The organism is Acetobacter lambici, assembly GCF_011516885.1.
GTDB lineage: Bacteria > Pseudomonadota > Alphaproteobacteria > Acetobacterales > Acetobacteraceae > Acetobacter > Acetobacter lambici.
Genome location: NZ_WOTD01000017.1, coordinates 13,104 through 28,418 on the forward strand (window position 1 = coordinate 13,104; position 15,315 = coordinate 28,418).

Here is a 15,315-nt window from a genome sequence, read left to right on the forward strand (position 1 = left end):
AATGGAACAGGCAACTCCTCTGGATGCAAAACCGCCGTGCGGGTGCGTTTTTACCTGTCGTCGGGTTGATCGTCGGGCAGGTCTGCTGGCTGATCTGCGGGGTGGGATTTGGGGGGTGGCGGTGGGGTGACCACCTTGGCCCCTGTTCCAAATGCATCGCCGCGCACGGTTATGGCGCTGGTGGGTACGCCGCGCTGCTCCAGTTCCGTTGCAAGGCGCTGGGCACGCAGGAGTCCAAGGCGCACGGCATCGGACTGGTCCTGAGCACTCATGGAGGCGGCATCTCCAAACCCGCGAATGGTCAGGGGGCCGTGTGGCCATTTTTGCACAATTTTGTCCAGTGCTGGCTCCTGCCCGTTGGAGAGCTGGTCGGACTGGGGAATAAAGTGGAAGGCCGTGCCTTTAATGTCTGTCAGGTCATAATTGGGCCGCACGGCATCGGGGAGATGCGCATCCGTGGGGACGTCAAAACCGGGGAAGGTGGGCGCCGTAGGCGGGCTTTGCGGTATTTGGTCGGGGCGCAGTTCGGGTATGTCCGCTTTTCTGTGCACTTCGGGCATGGCTACTTCCGCCTCTTCCGGTGCCGTGGCGGTTGTTTTTGTGTCGGTGGGCAGGTTGGTTACGGCATGGCGCAGGGGGGCGCGTACGCTCTGCTGGGGGGAGGTGTCTGCTGCGTCCATGATCGCCCCGCTTACACCTTCGGGCAGGGTGGTCTGGGCTTTTTTGGCGCCTGCTTTGCCGCTCGCATTGGGTGGTGGCGGAATATCGGGGATCATCGACCCGTTGGCGGCTACGGTCCGGTAAGTCAGGTTTCGGTCACGGGTCAGCTGTTCGCTCAGCAGGTCACGCGCCTGAGGCGAGGGCACCTCGGGCACCTCCGTGGGGGTCAGGCCCACTTTGGGGTACGGGTCGTAGCGGCCCGGCGGTGGCGGGCGCTGCTGGGCAATGGCCCCGCCGCGCATGCTGCGTGTCCAGTCCAAGGTTGTATCGATCGCATCGCGATGCTGGCAGCCGGTTATGGCGGCACCCGAGGCAAGAAGAGCGGCCATGCAGGCTGCCTGCATAAAGCGGGCGGGCCGGGAGGTGGGTATCCGGCTGGTCGGCTTCTGCTCCAGAGTGGGCTGCTGCATGGCGGGGTGAATGCTCCGAAAACCTGACATAAATTGCGCCGCACCTTACCCTTTTCCCTCCCCCGTGGCGAGAGAGCGCATGATTGCCCCTTGGCAGGCACGTTCGGGCAGCGCAGGATAAGAGAATGAACACTGATACGGAACAATGTGCGGAGACAGCAATGACGGGCATTTTCTCCCGTAACGCCATCAGGCTGGACGATGAGCCGGAAACCCCGGAAACCCCTGAAAAAGAGGAAGGCAAAGCCTCTGCCGCCCCACAGGGCGAGCTGGAGCACAAGCTGTTCAAACAGCGTAAGGTGCTTATTTTTGGTGGGATAAACGACAAGGTTGCGCGCGACGTAACCGGTCGTCTGCTGGCGCTGGCCGGTGAATCCGACAAGCCGATTGATGTGTACGTCAACTCCCCCGGCGGGCACGTGGAAAGTGGCGACACGATCCATGACATGATCCGCTTTGTCGATTCGGTAGCTCCGGTCAACATGATTGGCACAGGCTGGGTGGCCTCGGCTGGCGCGCTTATTTTTGCCGCAGGCCATAAGGACCGCCGATTCTGCCTGCCCAACACGCGTTTTCTGCTCCACCAGCCCATGGGTGGCGTGCGGGGCCCGGCAACCGATATTGATATCGAAGCGCGCGAGATCATTAAAATGCGTGAACGCCTGAACCACCTGTTCGCGCGTGAAACCGGGCAGTCCTACGAAAAAGTCGTCAAGGATACGGACCGCAACTACTGGATGTCCGCAAAAGAGGCGATAGATTACGGTTTAGTGACCAAGATCATTTCTAAGCTGGCTGATCTGCACTAACACGGGGCGTCCGCCGCCATTTCCGGCAATGGGAATGGCGGCATGTTTCAGGTTTATTGGACCTTCCGACGTTCCAGCCAGTCAGGGCCGGTTGCAAAAAGGGGAGGTCCCCAGATAACGGGTTCCTCACATGGGTTCTCTGAGCGATATTTATTCCCGCCTGCCGGAAAGTATGGATGACCTTCCTGCACCCCCTAATGCCGAGGCTGTGGCTGAGGCGGATTTTCGCGCGCGCCATTGGCTGAGCCCCATTCGCGGGCCGCTCAAACCGGGGTCGGATGAGCACAAGCGCGCACTGGCGGAAATGTTCCGCGAGACGTTTAATCCGTACAAGCCGTCGGTCATTGACTGGCCCAAACTGGACCCCGAAACCCTGCACCGCGTAACTTCCCTGCCGATCTGGGATATTGCCGTGCAGACCGAGGGCAAGGCCCGCCTGCGCATGGCCGCCTATGCCCGCCTTGTCACGGACCCGGATGTAAAAGACGCCATTTCACGCAATGCGTGGGAAGAAAACCGGCACAAGGAAGTGCTGTCCAAAATGGTGGCGGCCTACAACATTCCCATGGCGCCCGAGCCCCCGTACATTGAACCGAAGGACGTGGAATGGGCCTATCTGGTCACCGGTTTTTCGGAATGCGTGGATAGCTTTTTTGCCTTTGGCATGTTCGAACTGGCCAAGCGTTCAGGCTACTTCCCCGAAGCGCTGACCGATACGTTTGAGCCGATCATGCAGGAAGAATGCCGCCATATCCTGCTGTTTGCCAACTGGCTGGCCTGGTACCGCGCGGTTATGCCCTGGTGGCGCCGCCCGTTCTTTGAAGCCAAGGTATGGGCTGTGTGGGGCTTTTTGGCCTACGAACGCATGAGCCTTGCCCGCACGGTGGATGACAGCGGAGAGGTCCATACGCAGGACAACAACTTTACCGTGACCGGCACCAAGGAAGTCACCAACATCCAGATCAGCCTGCCAGACTTTATGGAACTGTGTCTGGAGGAAGATGACCGCCGCTTTGCCGGGTATGACCCCCGCCTGCTGCGCCCGACCACAACCCCCGCCATTGCCCGCGTTATCCGCAATGCTGGTCGGGTGTGGGAGTTTGCTTCGGGTATTTTCAAGGCGAACGGCAAAAAAGCCGCCTGAGCTTTATTTGTCCCTATGCGTTTTTGCTGGCAGCCTGCTCCGTTATGGGGGCAGGCTGTTTTGCTTTGGTGTGTGCCTGTTACGCCGCTCAGGTCGTGCGCCATAATGGAGGTGTAAAAACCACCATGCCCGCGTAAGCTTGCCCCAAGGCAGAGCATACCCCGGCAGGGCATGAACCCTGATCGGGGCATGGACGCAAAGAACACAGGAGCAATGTGTGCAATGACCGAGTATTCCCCTCCACGGGTGTGGGTCTGGAGCAGAGGGGCAGGAGGTGCGTTTGCAAGCACCAACCGCCCCGTGGCTGGCCCTACGCACGATCAGGCTTTGCCCGTGGGCAAGCATCCGTTGCAATTATACTCCCTTGCCACGCCTAATGGGGTCAAGGTGACCACCATGCTCGAAGAGCTTTTAGCGCTGGGCCATGCTGGGGCCGAATATGATGCGTGGCTGATCCGTATTGGTGATGGGGATCAGTTTGGCAGCGGGTTTGTGGAGATTAACCCCAACTCCAAAATTCCCGCCATGGTGGACCGTAGTGGGCCAGAGCCGATCCGTGTTTTTGAATCCGGCTCTATTTTGCTGTATCTGGCTGAAAAGTTTGGGGCGTTCATTCCAAAGGATATCAAGGGCCGGACCGAATGCCTGAACTGGCTGTTCTGGCAGATGGGAAGCGCTCCGTATGTGGGCGGTGGCTTTGGGCATTTTTACGCCTATGCGCCGCACAAAATAGAATACGCCATTGATCGCTTTGCCATGGAGACCAAACGCCAGCTTGATGTGCTCAACCGCAGGCTGGCCCAGAGCCGCTATATTGCGGGGGATGATTACACCATTGCCGATATGGCCATTTTTCCGTGGTATGGCTGGCTGGTGGAAGGCTGGCTGTACAATGCCGCCGAGTTTTTGCAGGTGCAGGAATACCAGCATGTGCAACGCTGGGCCACAGAGCTTCTGGCACGGCCCGCCGTGCGGCGTGGGCGTATGGTCAACCGCACATTTGGAGACCCCGCCAGCCAGTTGCATGAACGGCATGACGCCAGCGACTTCGCTACCAAAACGCAGGACAAGATGGGGGAGGGGAAGGTCTAAAAAATTCTTTGCAATTACAGGAGTTTTTGGAAAATAATAATCCCGCCGCCAGACCGGGTGTTTACGCTCTGGCGGCGGTGCCGTTCAGGTCCCTCTATGGTTCAACCTGAACGGCTTGGTAGGTATGTTGTCAAAAACACTCCCCAACAGCTTGCACTTTTTATTGCCGGCTTGTCGGGGAGGGTGCCCAGAAGGTCAGGATTTTTTTACAAATTCGGACTTCAGGTTCATGGCCCCGATGCCATTTATCTTGCACGCAATATTGTGCCCGTCCGATCCCTCCACCAGCTTGATATTTTTGACCTTGGTGCCGCTTTTAACCACCAGCGAAGACCCTTTGACCTTAAGGTCCTTGGTTACGGTAATGGTGTCACCATCGGCCAGAACATTGCCGTTGGCGTCGTGGATGGCATCTGAACCGTCTGTGTCCGTGGCTGTGGTGGACAGTTCGTTCCATTCATGCGCGCATTCGGGGCAGACCCACAGTCCACCATCCTGATAAATATGCTCACAGCCGCATTGCGGACATTTGTGTTCGTCGCTCATGGTTATCCCCCCGTGGTTGCAATGCGGGGCAACCTAATACATGCGCCCGGTAATAGAAATAGCGGGGCAAAAGAGCAGGCCAATGCGTGGCCGCTCCATTCGTGCTGTGGTGGTGGCGGATCTTATACGTCGCTTACGCGGGGCCAGCGGGCTTGCGGTGCGCGCTTACGCACAGCAGTACACTGATAACTACGCAGCCAAACGCCAGTGTTTCCGTGCCGGTAGGCAGGCGTTGCTCCCATATAAAACCGTAGCAGAGGGAAAACAGGGTTTCGAACAGAATCATCTGCCCCACCAGCGTGAGCGGGAGAAGCTGGTTCATTCTGTTCCACAACGCATTGCCGGTAATGGACGCCAGCAGAGCCACGCCCGCACTGACCAGCGCAAAGTTGCGCCACTGGTCCAGCCCGTGCTGTGTGCTGTCCAGTAGCAGAGCCAAGGGGAGCAGGGCCACGCTTTGCGCACCAGTTGCAAGCCCGGTCAGCAGGTTCCAGTCATGGGCGGAAAAATGTCTCTGGCGTGCAAGTGCGCGACTGTTGCCCACGGCATAGAGTGTCCATGACCCAAGGGCTGCCACGGCGCAGAGCAGGCCAAAAAGGGGAGCGCGAGCCGTGGTATGCGTGTGGGTGTGCATGGCCTGCCAGCCAATGCAGGCCGCCCCGGTCATGCAGAGCATAAGGGAGGGCAAAAGCTTGCGTAGGGGAAGTGCATCCTTGTCCCGGCTACCGACCAGCGTGACCAGTACGGGCAAAAAGCCAATAACAAGCGTGGTGGTGGTTATGCCCCCGTTTTTGACCGCACTGGAGAGCAGAATATAATAGGCCGTATTGCCCGCGAAGGAGAGCCAGTTGAGTGTCCACCATGTACGCAGGTTTATGGTGTGGCTTAACACCCCCCAGCGTGGGGCCACCATGGCGACGGCAAACAGGCCGTACAGAACGTAGCGGCCACAGGCCATTTCCTGCGGGGTAAAGCTGCGGATCAGTTCCGGGGCTAAAAAGACCAGTCCCCACAAAGCCCCGGCCCCAACACCACAGGCAATGCCTTTGCCAAGGTTATGGTGTTCGGCTGGGTTGTGCATGGGGTGTGCCGCCTTGGGTCGGATGTGGGCCAGTTGGCTCCATTGGAGGTGGAGTGTCTGGGGCGCGTGTTATTGTGTGCGTCTCTTAGCCACAAATGCGCCAACTATGCAATTTGCCAGCCGGGGGGCTTTTGCATGGGGTATGCAGGGTGTGGCGTATGCCAGTTGGATTGGGGTTTGAAAAACAGCCTTTTTGTATCAGGCGTTTCCAAAACGTCTGTAACGGAAGGGGGGCGGTGTTTGCGGGCGCTGGGCAATGGCCTGCATGACCTGCCCGTGATCGGGGGCTTTATGGCACACGGGGTCCGCGGCATCCGCCTTGCCTGCAAGGGCTAGCGCCTGACAGCGGCATCCTCCCCAGTCCTCCTCCTTGAACGCGCAGGACTGGCAGGGTTGGGGCATCCAGTCCGTGCCACGGAACAGGTTAAAAATGGGGGCGTCTTCCCATATGGCGGCAAGGCTGGCCTCGCGCACAGTGGGGAAGGTGATGTTGGGTATGGTTTCTGCCGCGTGGCAGGGCAGCACCTTGCCTGTGGGGGTGATGTTCAAAAACCGCTGGCCCCACCCGCCCATGCAGGGTTTGGGCCGGTCCTCGTAATAATCGGGGGTTACAAAATCTATGCTCATGCGCCCGGCAAGCCTTGCGCGCGCGGCAGTTACGGCCTCGGTTGTGGCATCAATCTGGGCGCGGTCTGGTAGCAGGGCATCGCGGTTGAGCAGGCCCCAGCCATAGTATTGGGTATGGGCAATTTCCACCCGCCTTGCACCTAGCTGTTCTGCCAGTTCCAGCATAGCGGGCACGTGTTCGGCGTTCTGGCGGTGGATGACAAAGTTGAGCGTGAGCGGAATGCCCTCGGCGGCAATCAGGCGCGCGGCTTCCAGCTTTTTGGCGTGGGCACCGGCCATGTTGGCAATGCGGTCCGCGCTGGTGGGGTCCACGTCCTGAAAAGACAACTGGATATGGTCCAGCTCGGCATCGGCCAGTGCGCGCAGGCTCTCGGGGCGGATGAGCACGCCCGATGTAATCAGGTTGGAATACAGGCCCGCCTTGGCGGCGTGGCGTACAAGCTCGGGCAGGTCGGGGCGGGCCATGGGCTCCCCGCCCGAAAAATGCACCTGCAACACGCCCATGGATGCCGCCTCGTCCAGCACGCGCTGCCACTCCGTTGTGCCCAGTTCCTGCGTTCTGGGGTCCAGCATAAGCGGGTTGGAGCAGTAGGGGCATTGCAGGGGGCAGCGGTGGGTCAGTTCCGCCAGCAGGCTCATGGGGGGTGGGGGCGTGCTCATGCGTGCAGCAGAACCTGCTTTTCGGCCAGTTCGGCCACCATGGCCAGCACGTCATGCGCAATAACCGTGCGGGGGGCGGCAAACTTTTCGGCCAGCAGGTCTATGACCGCGCCCAGCGTGCGTGTGCCATCCACCAGTTGCAGCACTTCGGCGGCAACCGGGTCGGCATGAAAAGCGCGTTCGGGGGCCTGAATAAACCAGACTTCCCGCACGCGGTCGTATTGCAGGCGGGTGCCACGCGCAAAGCGTGGCACCGTGGTCTCGGTCATGACTGCGGGGCCTGTGGCCTCACTCATGCCTGCGGGTCCGGGTGGAACGCGCCGGGTGGCACGCGGCCGGGCACCACATAGGCGTAATCCAGCGCGTCCAGCATGGACCACAGCACGTTGCATTTGAACTTCAGCGCGTCCAGCACCGCTGTCTGCTGTTCCGCCGTGCGGGCGTGTTTGCGCACATAGGCCAGAGCAAAGGCGGAATCCTGCGGGGCCTGCGTCAGCCGGGGTTTGAAGTAGGCGAGTGTTTCCTCGGTTACAAAATCATAGTTGCTGAGCATGCCCGCAACCCGTTCGCTGATAATGGTGGGGGAGAACAGCTCGGTCAGGGAGGAGGCAATGGCTTCCAGAATGGAGCGTTCGCGCACGAACTGCACGTAGGCTTCCACCGCAAAGCGTGTGCCCGGCAGCAGCCCGTCGAGCGATTCCACATAAGAGCTGTCCAGCCCAAGGCCACTGGTCAGTTTAAGCCAGCGGGCCACACCGCCTGTACCGGGTTGTGTGCCGTCGTGGTCTTCCAGCCTGCGCCGCCATTCGCGCCGCAGTTCCGTGGTGGGCAGGCGTGCCAGCAGGGAGGCATCCTTGGCGGGAATACTGGCCTGATAATAATAGCGGTTCAGCGCCCATGCCTGCACCTGCCCCTTGTTCAGCTTGCCGTCATGCAGCGCACGGTGGAAGGGGTGCAGGTTGTGGTAGCGGGTTGCCCCAATGGCGCGCAGGGCGGCTTCGAGTTCATCGGGGGTTAGAATGCGGTCGGTCATAATCTTACCTTCATGCCATCAAAGGCCACGTCCCAGCCTGCGGCCTCGGCCTGCTGGCGTTCGGGGCTGTCGGCCAGCAGAACCGGGTTGGAATTGTTGATGTGGATGAGGATCTTGCGGTCCACGTTCAGGTCCGCAAAGGCGGAAAACGTGCCATCGGGCTGGTCCGCGAGGGACATATGGCCCATGCGGTGGCCGGTTTTGCTGCCAAGGCCTGCGCGCACCATTTCATCATCGGTCCATAAGGTGCCGTCAAAGAACACGGCGTCCGCTCCGCTAATGTGGGCGCGCAGGGCGTCCGTCATCATCGCGCAGCCGGGAATGAACAGGGCGCGGGATTTGCCGTCTGTTATTTCCAGCCCGATGGTTTCGCCATTATTCATGATCTCGGCAGGGTTTTCCGCTTTTTCGGCGTAGAGTGGCACCTTGCCGGGAACCGAAAACGGGGTGATGCAAAAGCCCGGTGGGTCAAGGGCAATCGGGCGGTCCAGCACCATGGGCAGGCGGGGCACCAGCGTGCGGTCCAGTGCGGTAAAAATGGGGTTGGCGTCCAACTGGTCCAGCACTGGCTGCGTTGCATACAGCTCAAACGCCTGTCGTTCGCGCAGGGTCAGCAGGCCGGTAATGGCGTCAATTTCGCCACTGGTCAGCACAACCCCGGCAATGGGGGTGGAGCGCAGGCCCGTGCGTGGGTGCAGGTCGGGGGTCTGGTTGATCTGGGTCCGCAGGTCGGGGGAGGCGTTGAGCACGTACCAGGACGTGCCATCTCCGCTAACAGCTATGGAAGCCTGAGTGCGGGCGGGGGCTGCGGGGTCGCCCGCGCGGGCGCGGCGGCAGGCAGGGGCGTTGGAGTTCCATTGCGGAAAACCGCCACCGGCGGCTGCGCCAAGGACAACAATATCAAGCATAAGACGCTTTCTAAACAAAAAAGCCGTCAGGGGGAAAGCCGGTTAGGCACCAACCCGCCTGACGGCTGAGAGAGGGAGAGCCCTCTCTTACTTTTTCTGACCGCAGACATAGCTGTTGATTTCTGCGCCCAACGGAATTTCCGTCACTTTTGGTGCGTTCCAGGCCATGATGGTTCTCCTTGGCATTGGGTGTGGTGTGCACAAAACGCAGCCACACATCGCAGGTACGTGCGGTGCGTCAGAGCGGCTTCAGTGTGATGAAAAATAACAAACGTGCAAGGGCCAGCACCCGTATAAGGGGGGTAGGCGCTCCGTTATCACGGCAGTGTGATGCCGGGAGTCATTCTTAACTGGCACGACTGTTTCATTTTGAAACACATTGAACGGTGGATGCCAGATCGCGCTGCATGGCGCAGCGCGCGGAGGTGGCCAGTCCACTGTGGATTCCTCAAGTGCCAGCACGCTGGCCAGCCGCGCATCCAGCGCATTGGGCGGCACAATACAAAACCCGGCGGAGGCATAAAACGGGGCGTTCCACGGCACGTTTGCAAATGTGGTCAGTGTGACACGCCGCAGGCCAAGCAATTGCCCGGCTTTGCACGCGGCATGGAGCAGGCGGCGGCCCAGCCCTTGGCCCTGCGCTGCCAGTGCGACCGACATTTCCTGTATATGCAGGTCATTCCCGTAGGGGGTCGCGCTTAAAAAACCGCGTAACTGCCCCTTTGCATTGGCCCCAACCCAGCAGGTCTGCGTGGCAATGCTGGCCAGATGCACGGATGGGGGCAGCACGTCCCCCTCCGCCAGCCATTCCAGCCCCGGTATGGCGCAAAAGGCCTGTGCCGCGTCCCGCTCCAGTGCTGGCAGGTAAGCGGCATCGGCCACGCGGGTACGGCGGATGTGCAGGGCAAGGCTGCCCGTGTGCGTAGTACCTGCTCCGCGCCCTGCCGGTTCAGGCAGGGGTGGGGGCGCTGGAATCCAGCGTGACAATGAGCGGCACATGGTCGGATGGGCGCTCCATGCCGCGTTCGTCGCGGTCAGGTCGGGCGGTTTGCAGGCGCTCGGCCACACGGGGGGAGAGTAGCATGTGGTCGATCCGCAACCCGTTATCACGCGGCCACGCTCCGGCCTGATAGTCCCAGAACGTGTAGGCAGCCCCTGTGGGGTGCAGGGCGCGCAGGGCGTCGGTCAGGCCCAGCCAGCACAAACGCCGCCATGCCGCGCGGCTTTGCGGGCGCACAAGGGCATCATCGGGGCCAAGGGCACCGGGGGCGCAGTCCTCGGGTGTTGGGCAGATGTTGTAATCCCCCGCGAGCACAAAATCCGTATCCTGATCCAAAAAGCTCTGCGCGCGCGCGGTCAGGGCGGCCAGAAATTCCAGCTTGGTAGCGTAGCCCTGCTCCGCCCCGGAATTGCCGTTGGGCAGGTACAGGTTGCCCAGTGCCAACCCTTGGGTGCGCAGCTCCACATACCGGGCGGCGGGGTCGGTAAAGCCGGGCAGGAGCTCGGTTGTGACCTCAAAGTCCCCACGCACCAGTGTGGCAACACCATTGTAGGACTTTTGCCCCACAACAGCGCTGCCATAGCCTGCTTGCTCAAAAACCTCGGTGGGGAACAGATGCGTTTCGCATTTGATTTCCTGCAACATCAGCACATCGGGCTGTTCGCGCGCCAGCCAGTCCAGCACCAGACCTTGCCGCAGACGCACCGAGTTGATGTTCCATGTCGCGATTTTCATGCGAGGGAAAAGCTCGTGCCACATCCGCAGGAGGAGGCGGCGTTGGGGTTGGTAATGGCAAAATGCGCCCCCATCAGCTTGTCCTCGAACTCCAGTTGGGCACCGGCCAGCAGGTCAAGGCTTGTGGGGTCCACCACCACCAGAGCGCCGTTTTTTTCAATCCGCACGTCATCGGGTGCCAGACCGTCTGGGGGGGTGAGGATGAACTGGTACTGGAACCCGTTGCACCCCCCGGCCTCCACCGCTACGCGCAGGGCAACCGGGGCCTCCTGCGGGGTGGGGACGCTGGCCTGTTTTTTGGCAACCACGCTGGCAATGCGGCTGGCCGCGGAATCGGAGACGGAAAAAGTGGGGGCTGGCTGTGTCATCCCTCATAGATAATCCGCCCGCGTGCCGGTTTGAAGGGGCAAGACGCTTCCAATGGTCAACTTTCCACCAATAGCCTAAGATCGGGGGTGCATGGTCCGTGGGCATTGTGCCACCCGGACAAGCCAAGAGGTGCGTAATGCTGCAAGCCACACAACGCGATGAGCTGATGCCCTATGCCGTGCAGCCCGCCGAGGGCCGGGGCAGACGGCTGCACGCGGAGCCGGAATCCCTGACCCGCTCGCCCTGGCAGCGTGACCGGGACCGGGTGGTTCATTCCTCCGGTTTCAGGCGGTTGCAGTATAAGACGCAGGTGTTCATCAACCACGAGGGCGATTTTTTTCGTACGCGGCTGACCCATTCGCTCGAAGTCGCACAGGTGGCCCGCTCCATGGCGCGCTACCTGCGGCTGGACGAGGACCTGACCGAGGCCGTGGCTTTGGCGCACGATCTTGGCCACACCCCTTTTGGCCATGCGGGGGAGGACGCCCTTGCCGCGCGCATGCACGATTACGGCGGGTTTGACCACAACGCGCAGGCTCTGCGGCAGGTCATGCTGCTGGAGCGGCGCTACCTTGCCTTTGATGGGCTGAACCTGACATGGGAAACACTGGAAGGTCTGGCCAAGCACAACGGCCCCGTGCGCAGGCCATCGGCCCGTCTGGCGGAGGTGGACGCATTGTTTCCGCTGGATCTGGGGGGCTATGCCTCGGCCGAGGCGCAGGTGGCCGCTTTGGCGGACGATATTGCCTACCACGGGCATGATCTGGACGATGGGGTTAAATCCGGCCTGCTCGCACTGGATGATCTGGTGGATGTGCCCCTAGTGGGGCAGGCACTGGCCGAAGCCCGCGCACTGGCAGCCGACCTGCCCACATCGGACACCCGCACCCACCAGCGTATCCGCCACGAAATGGTGCGCCGCGTCATTCATGCGCTGGTAACCGACGTGCTGGTCTGCACGCGCGCACGGCTGGCTGATCTGGCCCCACGCAGTGTGGAGGATATTCGTGCAGCCAATGCTCCGGTCGTGGCCTTTGGCCCGGCCATGGAGGAGGCCAACAAGGGTATTCGCAAATTCCTGTTCGCCAAGCTTTACAGGCACTGGCGGGTCAACCGCATGACCCACAAGGCCCGCCACGTAACGGGGGAACTGTTCACCACCCTTACGGAGTCGCCCAACCTGTTGCCAGCCGAATGGCAGCAGCATCTGGGGGATAAAGATAAGGCGGCCGTGCACCGCACCGTGGCGGATTACGTGGCTTCCATGACCGATCGCTACGCCATGGAAGAACATAGGCGGTTGACGGACCTGTCCGTTGCAGGCTGATAAACGCGTTTGCTGCACCAATTACGGGGTTGAGTGGTCCATGTCCGAGTGTGTTTTCCAGCGTTATCGTCATCATGTTCTGGCCGTTGTGCGGGAACTGTTGCCCGACGTGGCGGAAGAAACGCTGGCCCGCGTGGAGTTGACCCCCACGCGTGACCCCGCCCATGGGGATATGGCCACAAATGCGGCCCTGCTGCTGGCCAAGGCCGCGCGCCGCAAACCGGCCGATATTGCCGCCGACCTTGTGGCTGCCTTGCAGAAGGTGGAAGGCATAGCCGCCGTGGCCGCTGCCGGGCCGGGTTTTGTCAACATTACCCTGCACCCCGGCGTACTGCGTGCCGTGCTGCCCGTGGTGCTGAGTGTGGGCGAGACCTATGGCCAGTCGCAGGCGGGCCGTGGTGTGCGGGTGAATGTGGAATATGTGTCCGCCAACCCCACTGGCCCCATGCATGTCGGCCATTGCCGTGGCGCCGTGGTGGGCGATGCTCTGGCCAACCTTATGGCCAAGGCCGGGTTTGATGTGACCAAGGAATTCTACATCAACGACGCGGGTAATCAGGTCAAGGCGCTGGCATGGGCGGCTTACTGGCGTTACCTGCAGGTGCTGGGCACCACAATGGCGCAGGACGACTTTTCGGGCCTGGCCCCCGGTGGTCTACAGTATCAGGGTGAATACCTTATTCCCGTGGGCGAGGCGCTGGCGGCGGAGTTTGGCAACAAACTGGCCGAGGTGGGTGTGGATGGCACCCCCATGCCCGCCCCGGACGCCACATGGCTGGAGACCGTGCGCGGCTTTGCCGTGACCCACATGCTCAGTGCGATCAAGGAAGACCTTGCAGCCCTTGGCGTACACCATGATGTATTCTCGTCCGAGGCGGACGTGCTGGCCCGTGGCGTGACCGATGCGGCCATAGACCAGCTTGCCAAGGCCGACCTGCTCTACAATGGCGTGCTGGAACCCCCCAAAGGCAAACTGCCAGATGACTGGGAAGAGCGCGAACAGCTCCTGTTCCGCTCCACCAGCTTTGGGGATGACGTGGACCGCCCGCTGCGTAAGTCAGACGGCACAAACACCTATTTTGCCAACGACATTGGTTACCACATGGACAAGGTGGCCCGTGGCGCGCAGGTCATGATTGATGTGTGGGGGGCAGACCACGGCGGTTACGTCAAACGCATGAAGGCCGCCGTAAAGGCCCTTACGGGCGATACCGTGCCGCTGGAAGTGCTGCTCTGCCAGATTGTGCATATTCTGCGTGATGGCCAGCCGGTCAAAATGTCCAAGCGAGCTGGGACGTTTGTCACCCTGCGTGACCTGATTGACGAAGTCGGGCGGGATGCAGTGCGCTTTACCATGCTCACCCGCAAAAGCGACGCCCAGATGGAGTTTGACCTCGATCTGGTCGTGGCCCAGCAGCGCGACAATCCCGTGTTTTACGTGCAGTACGCCCATGCCCGCTGCCGCTCCGTGTTACGGAGTGCGGCGGAGGAAGGGGCATATGGTGCTGTGGATAACGCAGGTCTTGCCAGTGCCACGCTGGACAGCCTGAACTCGGACGCGGAAATGGCTCTGGTGCGCCGTCTGGCCGAATGGCCCCGTATGGTGGAGGCCGCAGCCCTTGCGCGTGAGCCGCACCGTATTGCGTTCTATCTGGCCGAACTGGCGGGCGATTTTCATGCGCTATGGAACCGTGGGCGCGATGATGCGTCCCTGAGGTTCTTACAATCTGGCGCGGTGGAGGCCACGCGGGCGCGTCTGGCCCTTGTTGCGGCCACGGCAACCGTTATCCGCTCCGGCCTTGCGGTCATGGGTGTGGACCCGGTGGAGGAAATGCGCTGATGAGCGAAGATGATCGCCCCAGTTCCACGGTAGAAGAGCGTATCAGCCGTGCGCGTGAGCGCATGAGCATGGATTATGACGACAAACCCGCGCCACGCTCCACAACGGGCAACAAACTGGCGGCTGGTAATAAGCTGATGGACCTGCTCACCAGCTTTTTGGGGAGTGAGTCCGGTACGCGGCGGCTGGCCTATGGTGCCGCCGGGTTGGGTGGTCTGCTGGTGCTGGGTATTGGCGGCTGGGCGGTGCTGGGGCACCACCAGAGCGGTATTCCCGTTATGGGGCCGCCGCCTGTTGCCATGCGCACCAAGCCGGTTGATCCGGGCGGCATGCAGCTTGATACGCTGGCCCTACCCGAGGCGGATGCAAACCAGCAGGGCCACCCCGTACCCGCGCCCGAAAAACCCAACCCCGCCGCCCTTGCCGCCCAGTATGGCGGCCAGCCCGCACCCGCTGGGGCTGGTGGCCCTGCTACGGGCGATGCCCCGGGGCCGCTCCCTGCCACAGGTGCCGCCGCTCCCGCAGCCGCCACACCGGCCCCCACCACGCAGGACGTGGCACAGGCCGATGGCGCGGCCCTCAAACCCGTGCCTTCCGACGCCCTGCCCGCGCAGGCAACTGCACCAGCGGATGCCACAGCACCCGAACCGCTGAAGGAAGCCCCCATTCCCACGGATGATGCTTCCGATGGGGAGGAGGAAGCCGCACCGGCCCCCAAGGCCGCAGCCAAAAAAGCCGCCACGGCACCACGGGGCACAGCGGGCAAATATCAGGTCCAGCTTGCCGCCCTGCAAACCGAGGCGGAAGCGCAAAAGGAATGGGCACGGCTGAAAACCCGTTACCCAACTCTGTTTGGCGATGTGACCCCGGCCTTTGTCCGCACCGAGCAGAACAACGCCACATTCTACCGCCTGCGGGTGCTGGGCTTTGGCGCTGTGGCGGATGCAAAGGACTTCTGCTCCTCCGTGCGTGAGCGCGGCATGGCCTGCATGGTGGTGCGTCCCTGACGCCCCG

Annotated in this window: 17 protein-coding genes; 6 read left to right on the forward strand and 11 right to left on the reverse strand. The window is 61.5% G+C overall.

What is annotated here, in order from left to right; translation table 11 throughout:
* Positions 1 to 50: 50 nt before the first annotated feature.
* Positions 51 to 1,160 carry an OmpA family protein gene (locus GOB86_RS08995; protein WP_194301146.1) on the reverse strand — a complete coding sequence of 370 codons (1,110 nt, stop codon included), beginning with the start codon at positions 1,158 to 1,160 and terminating at the stop codon, positions 51 to 53.
* Between the two features lie 95 nt (positions 1,161 to 1,255).
* Between GOB86_RS08995 and GOB86_RS09000 the strand changes: the two genes are divergently transcribed.
* The 3 genes from GOB86_RS09000 (at position 1,256) to yghU (ending at position 4,175) form a co-directional block, all read left to right on the forward strand.
* Positions 1,256 to 1,939, forward strand: coding sequence for an ATP-dependent Clp protease proteolytic subunit (locus tag GOB86_RS09000; RefSeq protein ID WP_194301147.1), 684 nt, complete (start codon positions 1,256 to 1,258; stop codon positions 1,937 to 1,939).
* Between the two features lie 130 nt (positions 1,940 to 2,069).
* On the forward strand, positions 2,070 to 3,083 hold the full coding sequence (locus tag GOB86_RS09005; RefSeq protein ID WP_165992009.1) for a ferritin family protein: 1,014 nt from the start codon (positions 2,070 to 2,072) through the stop codon (positions 3,081 to 3,083).
* Positions 3,084 to 3,305: 222 nt separating this feature from the next.
* A complete protein-coding gene (gene yghU / locus GOB86_RS09010) occupies positions 3,306 to 4,175 on the forward strand; it encodes a glutathione-dependent disulfide-bond oxidoreductase (RefSeq protein ID WP_408737360.1) in 870 nt (289 codons plus the stop codon).
* A 195-nt stretch (positions 4,176 to 4,370) separates the two neighbouring features.
* Here yghU and GOB86_RS09015 read toward each other — a convergent pair whose 3' ends face one another.
* The 10 genes from GOB86_RS09015 to GOB86_RS09060 form a co-directional block, all read right to left on the reverse strand.
* Positions 4,371 to 4,721: a zinc ribbon domain-containing protein YjdM gene (locus GOB86_RS09015; RefSeq protein WP_165992010.1), complete on the reverse strand. Its 351-nt coding sequence runs from the start codon at positions 4,719 to 4,721 to the stop codon at positions 4,371 to 4,373.
* 133 nt (positions 4,722 to 4,854) lie between these two features.
* Positions 4,855 to 5,802, reverse strand: a complete 948-nt coding sequence (locus GOB86_RS09020) for a DMT family transporter (protein WP_165992011.1) — start codon at positions 5,800 to 5,802, stop codon at positions 4,855 to 4,857.
* A 198-nt stretch (positions 5,803 to 6,000) separates the two neighbouring features.
* The gene (pqqE, locus tag GOB86_RS09025; protein WP_165992012.1) at positions 6,001 to 7,089 is read right to left on the reverse strand and encodes a pyrroloquinoline quinone biosynthesis protein PqqE; all 1,089 of its coding nucleotides are present in this window, start codon (positions 7,087 to 7,089) and stop codon (positions 6,001 to 6,003) included.
* A complete protein-coding gene (gene pqqD / locus GOB86_RS09030) occupies positions 7,086 to 7,385 on the reverse strand; it encodes a pyrroloquinoline quinone biosynthesis peptide chaperone PqqD (RefSeq protein ID WP_242012575.1) in 300 nt (99 codons plus the stop codon). The genes pqqE and pqqD overlap by 4 nt, the downstream gene beginning before the upstream one ends.
* Positions 7,382 to 8,122, reverse strand: a complete 741-nt coding sequence (gene pqqC, locus GOB86_RS09035; protein WP_165992013.1) for a pyrroloquinoline-quinone synthase PqqC — start codon at positions 8,120 to 8,122, stop codon at positions 7,382 to 7,384. The genes pqqD and pqqC overlap by 4 nt, the downstream gene beginning before the upstream one ends.
* On the reverse strand, positions 8,119 to 9,030 hold the full coding sequence (gene pqqB, locus GOB86_RS09040) for a pyrroloquinoline quinone biosynthesis protein PqqB (RefSeq protein ID WP_165992014.1): 912 nt from the start codon (positions 9,028 to 9,030) through the stop codon (positions 8,119 to 8,121). The genes pqqC and pqqB overlap by 4 nt, the downstream gene beginning before the upstream one ends.
* An 87-nt stretch (positions 9,031 to 9,117) precedes the next feature.
* The gene (gene pqqA, locus GOB86_RS09045) at positions 9,118 to 9,198 is read right to left on the reverse strand and encodes a pyrroloquinoline quinone precursor peptide PqqA (RefSeq protein WP_035370857.1); all 81 of its coding nucleotides are present in this window, start codon (positions 9,196 to 9,198) and stop codon (positions 9,118 to 9,120) included.
* Positions 9,199 to 9,279: 81 nt separating this feature from the next.
* Complete coding sequence (locus GOB86_RS09050; protein ID WP_242012576.1) at positions 9,280 to 10,029, reverse strand: GNAT family N-acetyltransferase; 750 nt, start codon at positions 10,027 to 10,029, stop codon at positions 9,280 to 9,282.
* Positions 9,980 to 10,765 carry an exodeoxyribonuclease III gene (locus tag GOB86_RS09055; RefSeq protein ID WP_165992015.1) on the reverse strand — a complete coding sequence of 262 codons (786 nt, stop codon included), beginning with the start codon at positions 10,763 to 10,765 and terminating at the stop codon, positions 9,980 to 9,982. The genes GOB86_RS09050 and GOB86_RS09055 overlap by 50 nt, the downstream gene beginning before the upstream one ends.
* Positions 10,762 to 11,133 (reverse strand): HesB/IscA family protein, encoded by a 372-nt coding sequence (locus GOB86_RS09060; protein ID WP_165992016.1) that lies wholly within the window; start codon positions 11,131 to 11,133, stop codon positions 10,762 to 10,764. Before GOB86_RS09060 ends, GOB86_RS09055 begins: the two co-directional genes overlap by 4 nt.
* Before the next feature lie 137 nt (positions 11,134 to 11,270).
* Between GOB86_RS09060 and GOB86_RS09065 the strand changes: the two genes are divergently transcribed.
* The 3 genes from GOB86_RS09065 to GOB86_RS09075 are packed head-to-tail and all read left to right on the forward strand — an operon-like array spanning position 11,271 to position 15,308.
* Positions 11,271 to 12,461 (forward strand): deoxyguanosinetriphosphate triphosphohydrolase, encoded by a 1,191-nt coding sequence (locus tag GOB86_RS09065; protein WP_165992017.1) that lies wholly within the window; start codon positions 11,271 to 11,273, stop codon positions 12,459 to 12,461.
* A 40-nt stretch (positions 12,462 to 12,501) separates the two neighbouring features.
* The gene (gene argS, locus GOB86_RS09070; protein WP_165992018.1) at positions 12,502 to 14,301 is read left to right on the forward strand and encodes an arginine--tRNA ligase; all 1,800 of its coding nucleotides are present in this window, start codon (positions 12,502 to 12,504) and stop codon (positions 14,299 to 14,301) included.
* Entirely contained in the window at positions 14,301 to 15,308 is a 1,008-nt protein-coding gene (locus GOB86_RS09075) for an SPOR domain-containing protein (protein WP_165992019.1), read from the forward strand. Before argS ends, GOB86_RS09075 begins: the two co-directional genes overlap by 1 nt.
* The last annotated feature ends 7 nt before the right edge of the window (positions 15,309 to 15,315 follow it).

What these genes read in the sequence shown, in the direction of transcription:
- GOB86_RS08995 (WP_194301146.1), bottom strand. Translation starts at nt 1,160, where the DNA reads ATGTCAGGTTTTCGGAGCATTCACCCCGCCATGCAGCAGCCCACTCTG.
- GOB86_RS09000 (WP_194301147.1), top strand. Translation starts at nt 1,256, where the DNA reads ATGAACACTGATACGGAACAATGTGCGGAGACAGCAATGACGGGCATT.
- GOB86_RS09005 (WP_165992009.1), top strand. Translation starts at nt 2,070, where the DNA reads ATGGGTTCTCTGAGCGATATTTATTCCCGCCTGCCGGAAAGTATGGAT.
- yghU (WP_408737360.1), top strand. Translation starts at nt 3,306, where the DNA reads ATGACCGAGTATTCCCCTCCACGGGTGTGGGTCTGGAGCAGAGGGGCA.
- GOB86_RS09015 (WP_165992010.1), bottom strand. Translation starts at nt 4,721, where the DNA reads ATGAGCGACGAACACAAATGTCCGCAATGCGGCTGTGAGCATATTTAT.
- GOB86_RS09020 (WP_165992011.1), bottom strand. Translation starts at nt 5,802, where the DNA reads ATGCACAACCCAGCCGAACACCATAACCTTGGCAAAGGCATTGCCTGT.
- pqqE (WP_165992012.1), bottom strand. Translation starts at nt 7,089, where the DNA reads ATGAGCACGCCCCCACCCCCCATGAGCCTGCTGGCGGAACTGACCCAC.
- pqqD (WP_242012575.1), bottom strand. Translation starts at nt 7,385, where the DNA reads ATGAGTGAGGCCACAGGCCCCGCAGTCATGACCGAGACCACGGTGCCA.
- pqqC (WP_165992013.1), bottom strand. Translation starts at nt 8,122, where the DNA reads ATGACCGACCGCATTCTAACCCCCGATGAACTCGAAGCCGCCCTGCGC.
- pqqB (WP_165992014.1), bottom strand. Translation starts at nt 9,030, where the DNA reads ATGCTTGATATTGTTGTCCTTGGCGCAGCCGCCGGTGGCGGTTTTCCG.
- pqqA (WP_035370857.1), bottom strand. Translation starts at nt 9,198, where the DNA reads ATGGCCTGGAACGCACCAAAAGTGACGGAAATTCCGTTGGGCGCAGAA.
- GOB86_RS09050 (WP_242012576.1), bottom strand. Translation starts at nt 10,029, where the DNA reads ATGTGCCGCTCATTGTCACGCTGGATTCCAGCGCCCCCACCCCTGCCT.
- GOB86_RS09055 (WP_165992015.1), bottom strand. Translation starts at nt 10,765, where the DNA reads ATGAAAATCGCGACATGGAACATCAACTCGGTGCGTCTGCGGCAAGGT.
- GOB86_RS09060 (WP_165992016.1), bottom strand. Translation starts at nt 11,133, where the DNA reads ATGACACAGCCAGCCCCCACTTTTTCCGTCTCCGATTCCGCGGCCAGC.
- GOB86_RS09065 (WP_165992017.1), top strand. Translation starts at nt 11,271, where the DNA reads ATGCTGCAAGCCACACAACGCGATGAGCTGATGCCCTATGCCGTGCAG.
- argS (WP_165992018.1), top strand. Translation starts at nt 12,502, where the DNA reads ATGTCCGAGTGTGTTTTCCAGCGTTATCGTCATCATGTTCTGGCCGTT.
- GOB86_RS09075 (WP_165992019.1), top strand. Translation starts at nt 14,301, where the DNA reads ATGAGCGAAGATGATCGCCCCAGTTCCACGGTAGAAGAGCGTATCAGC.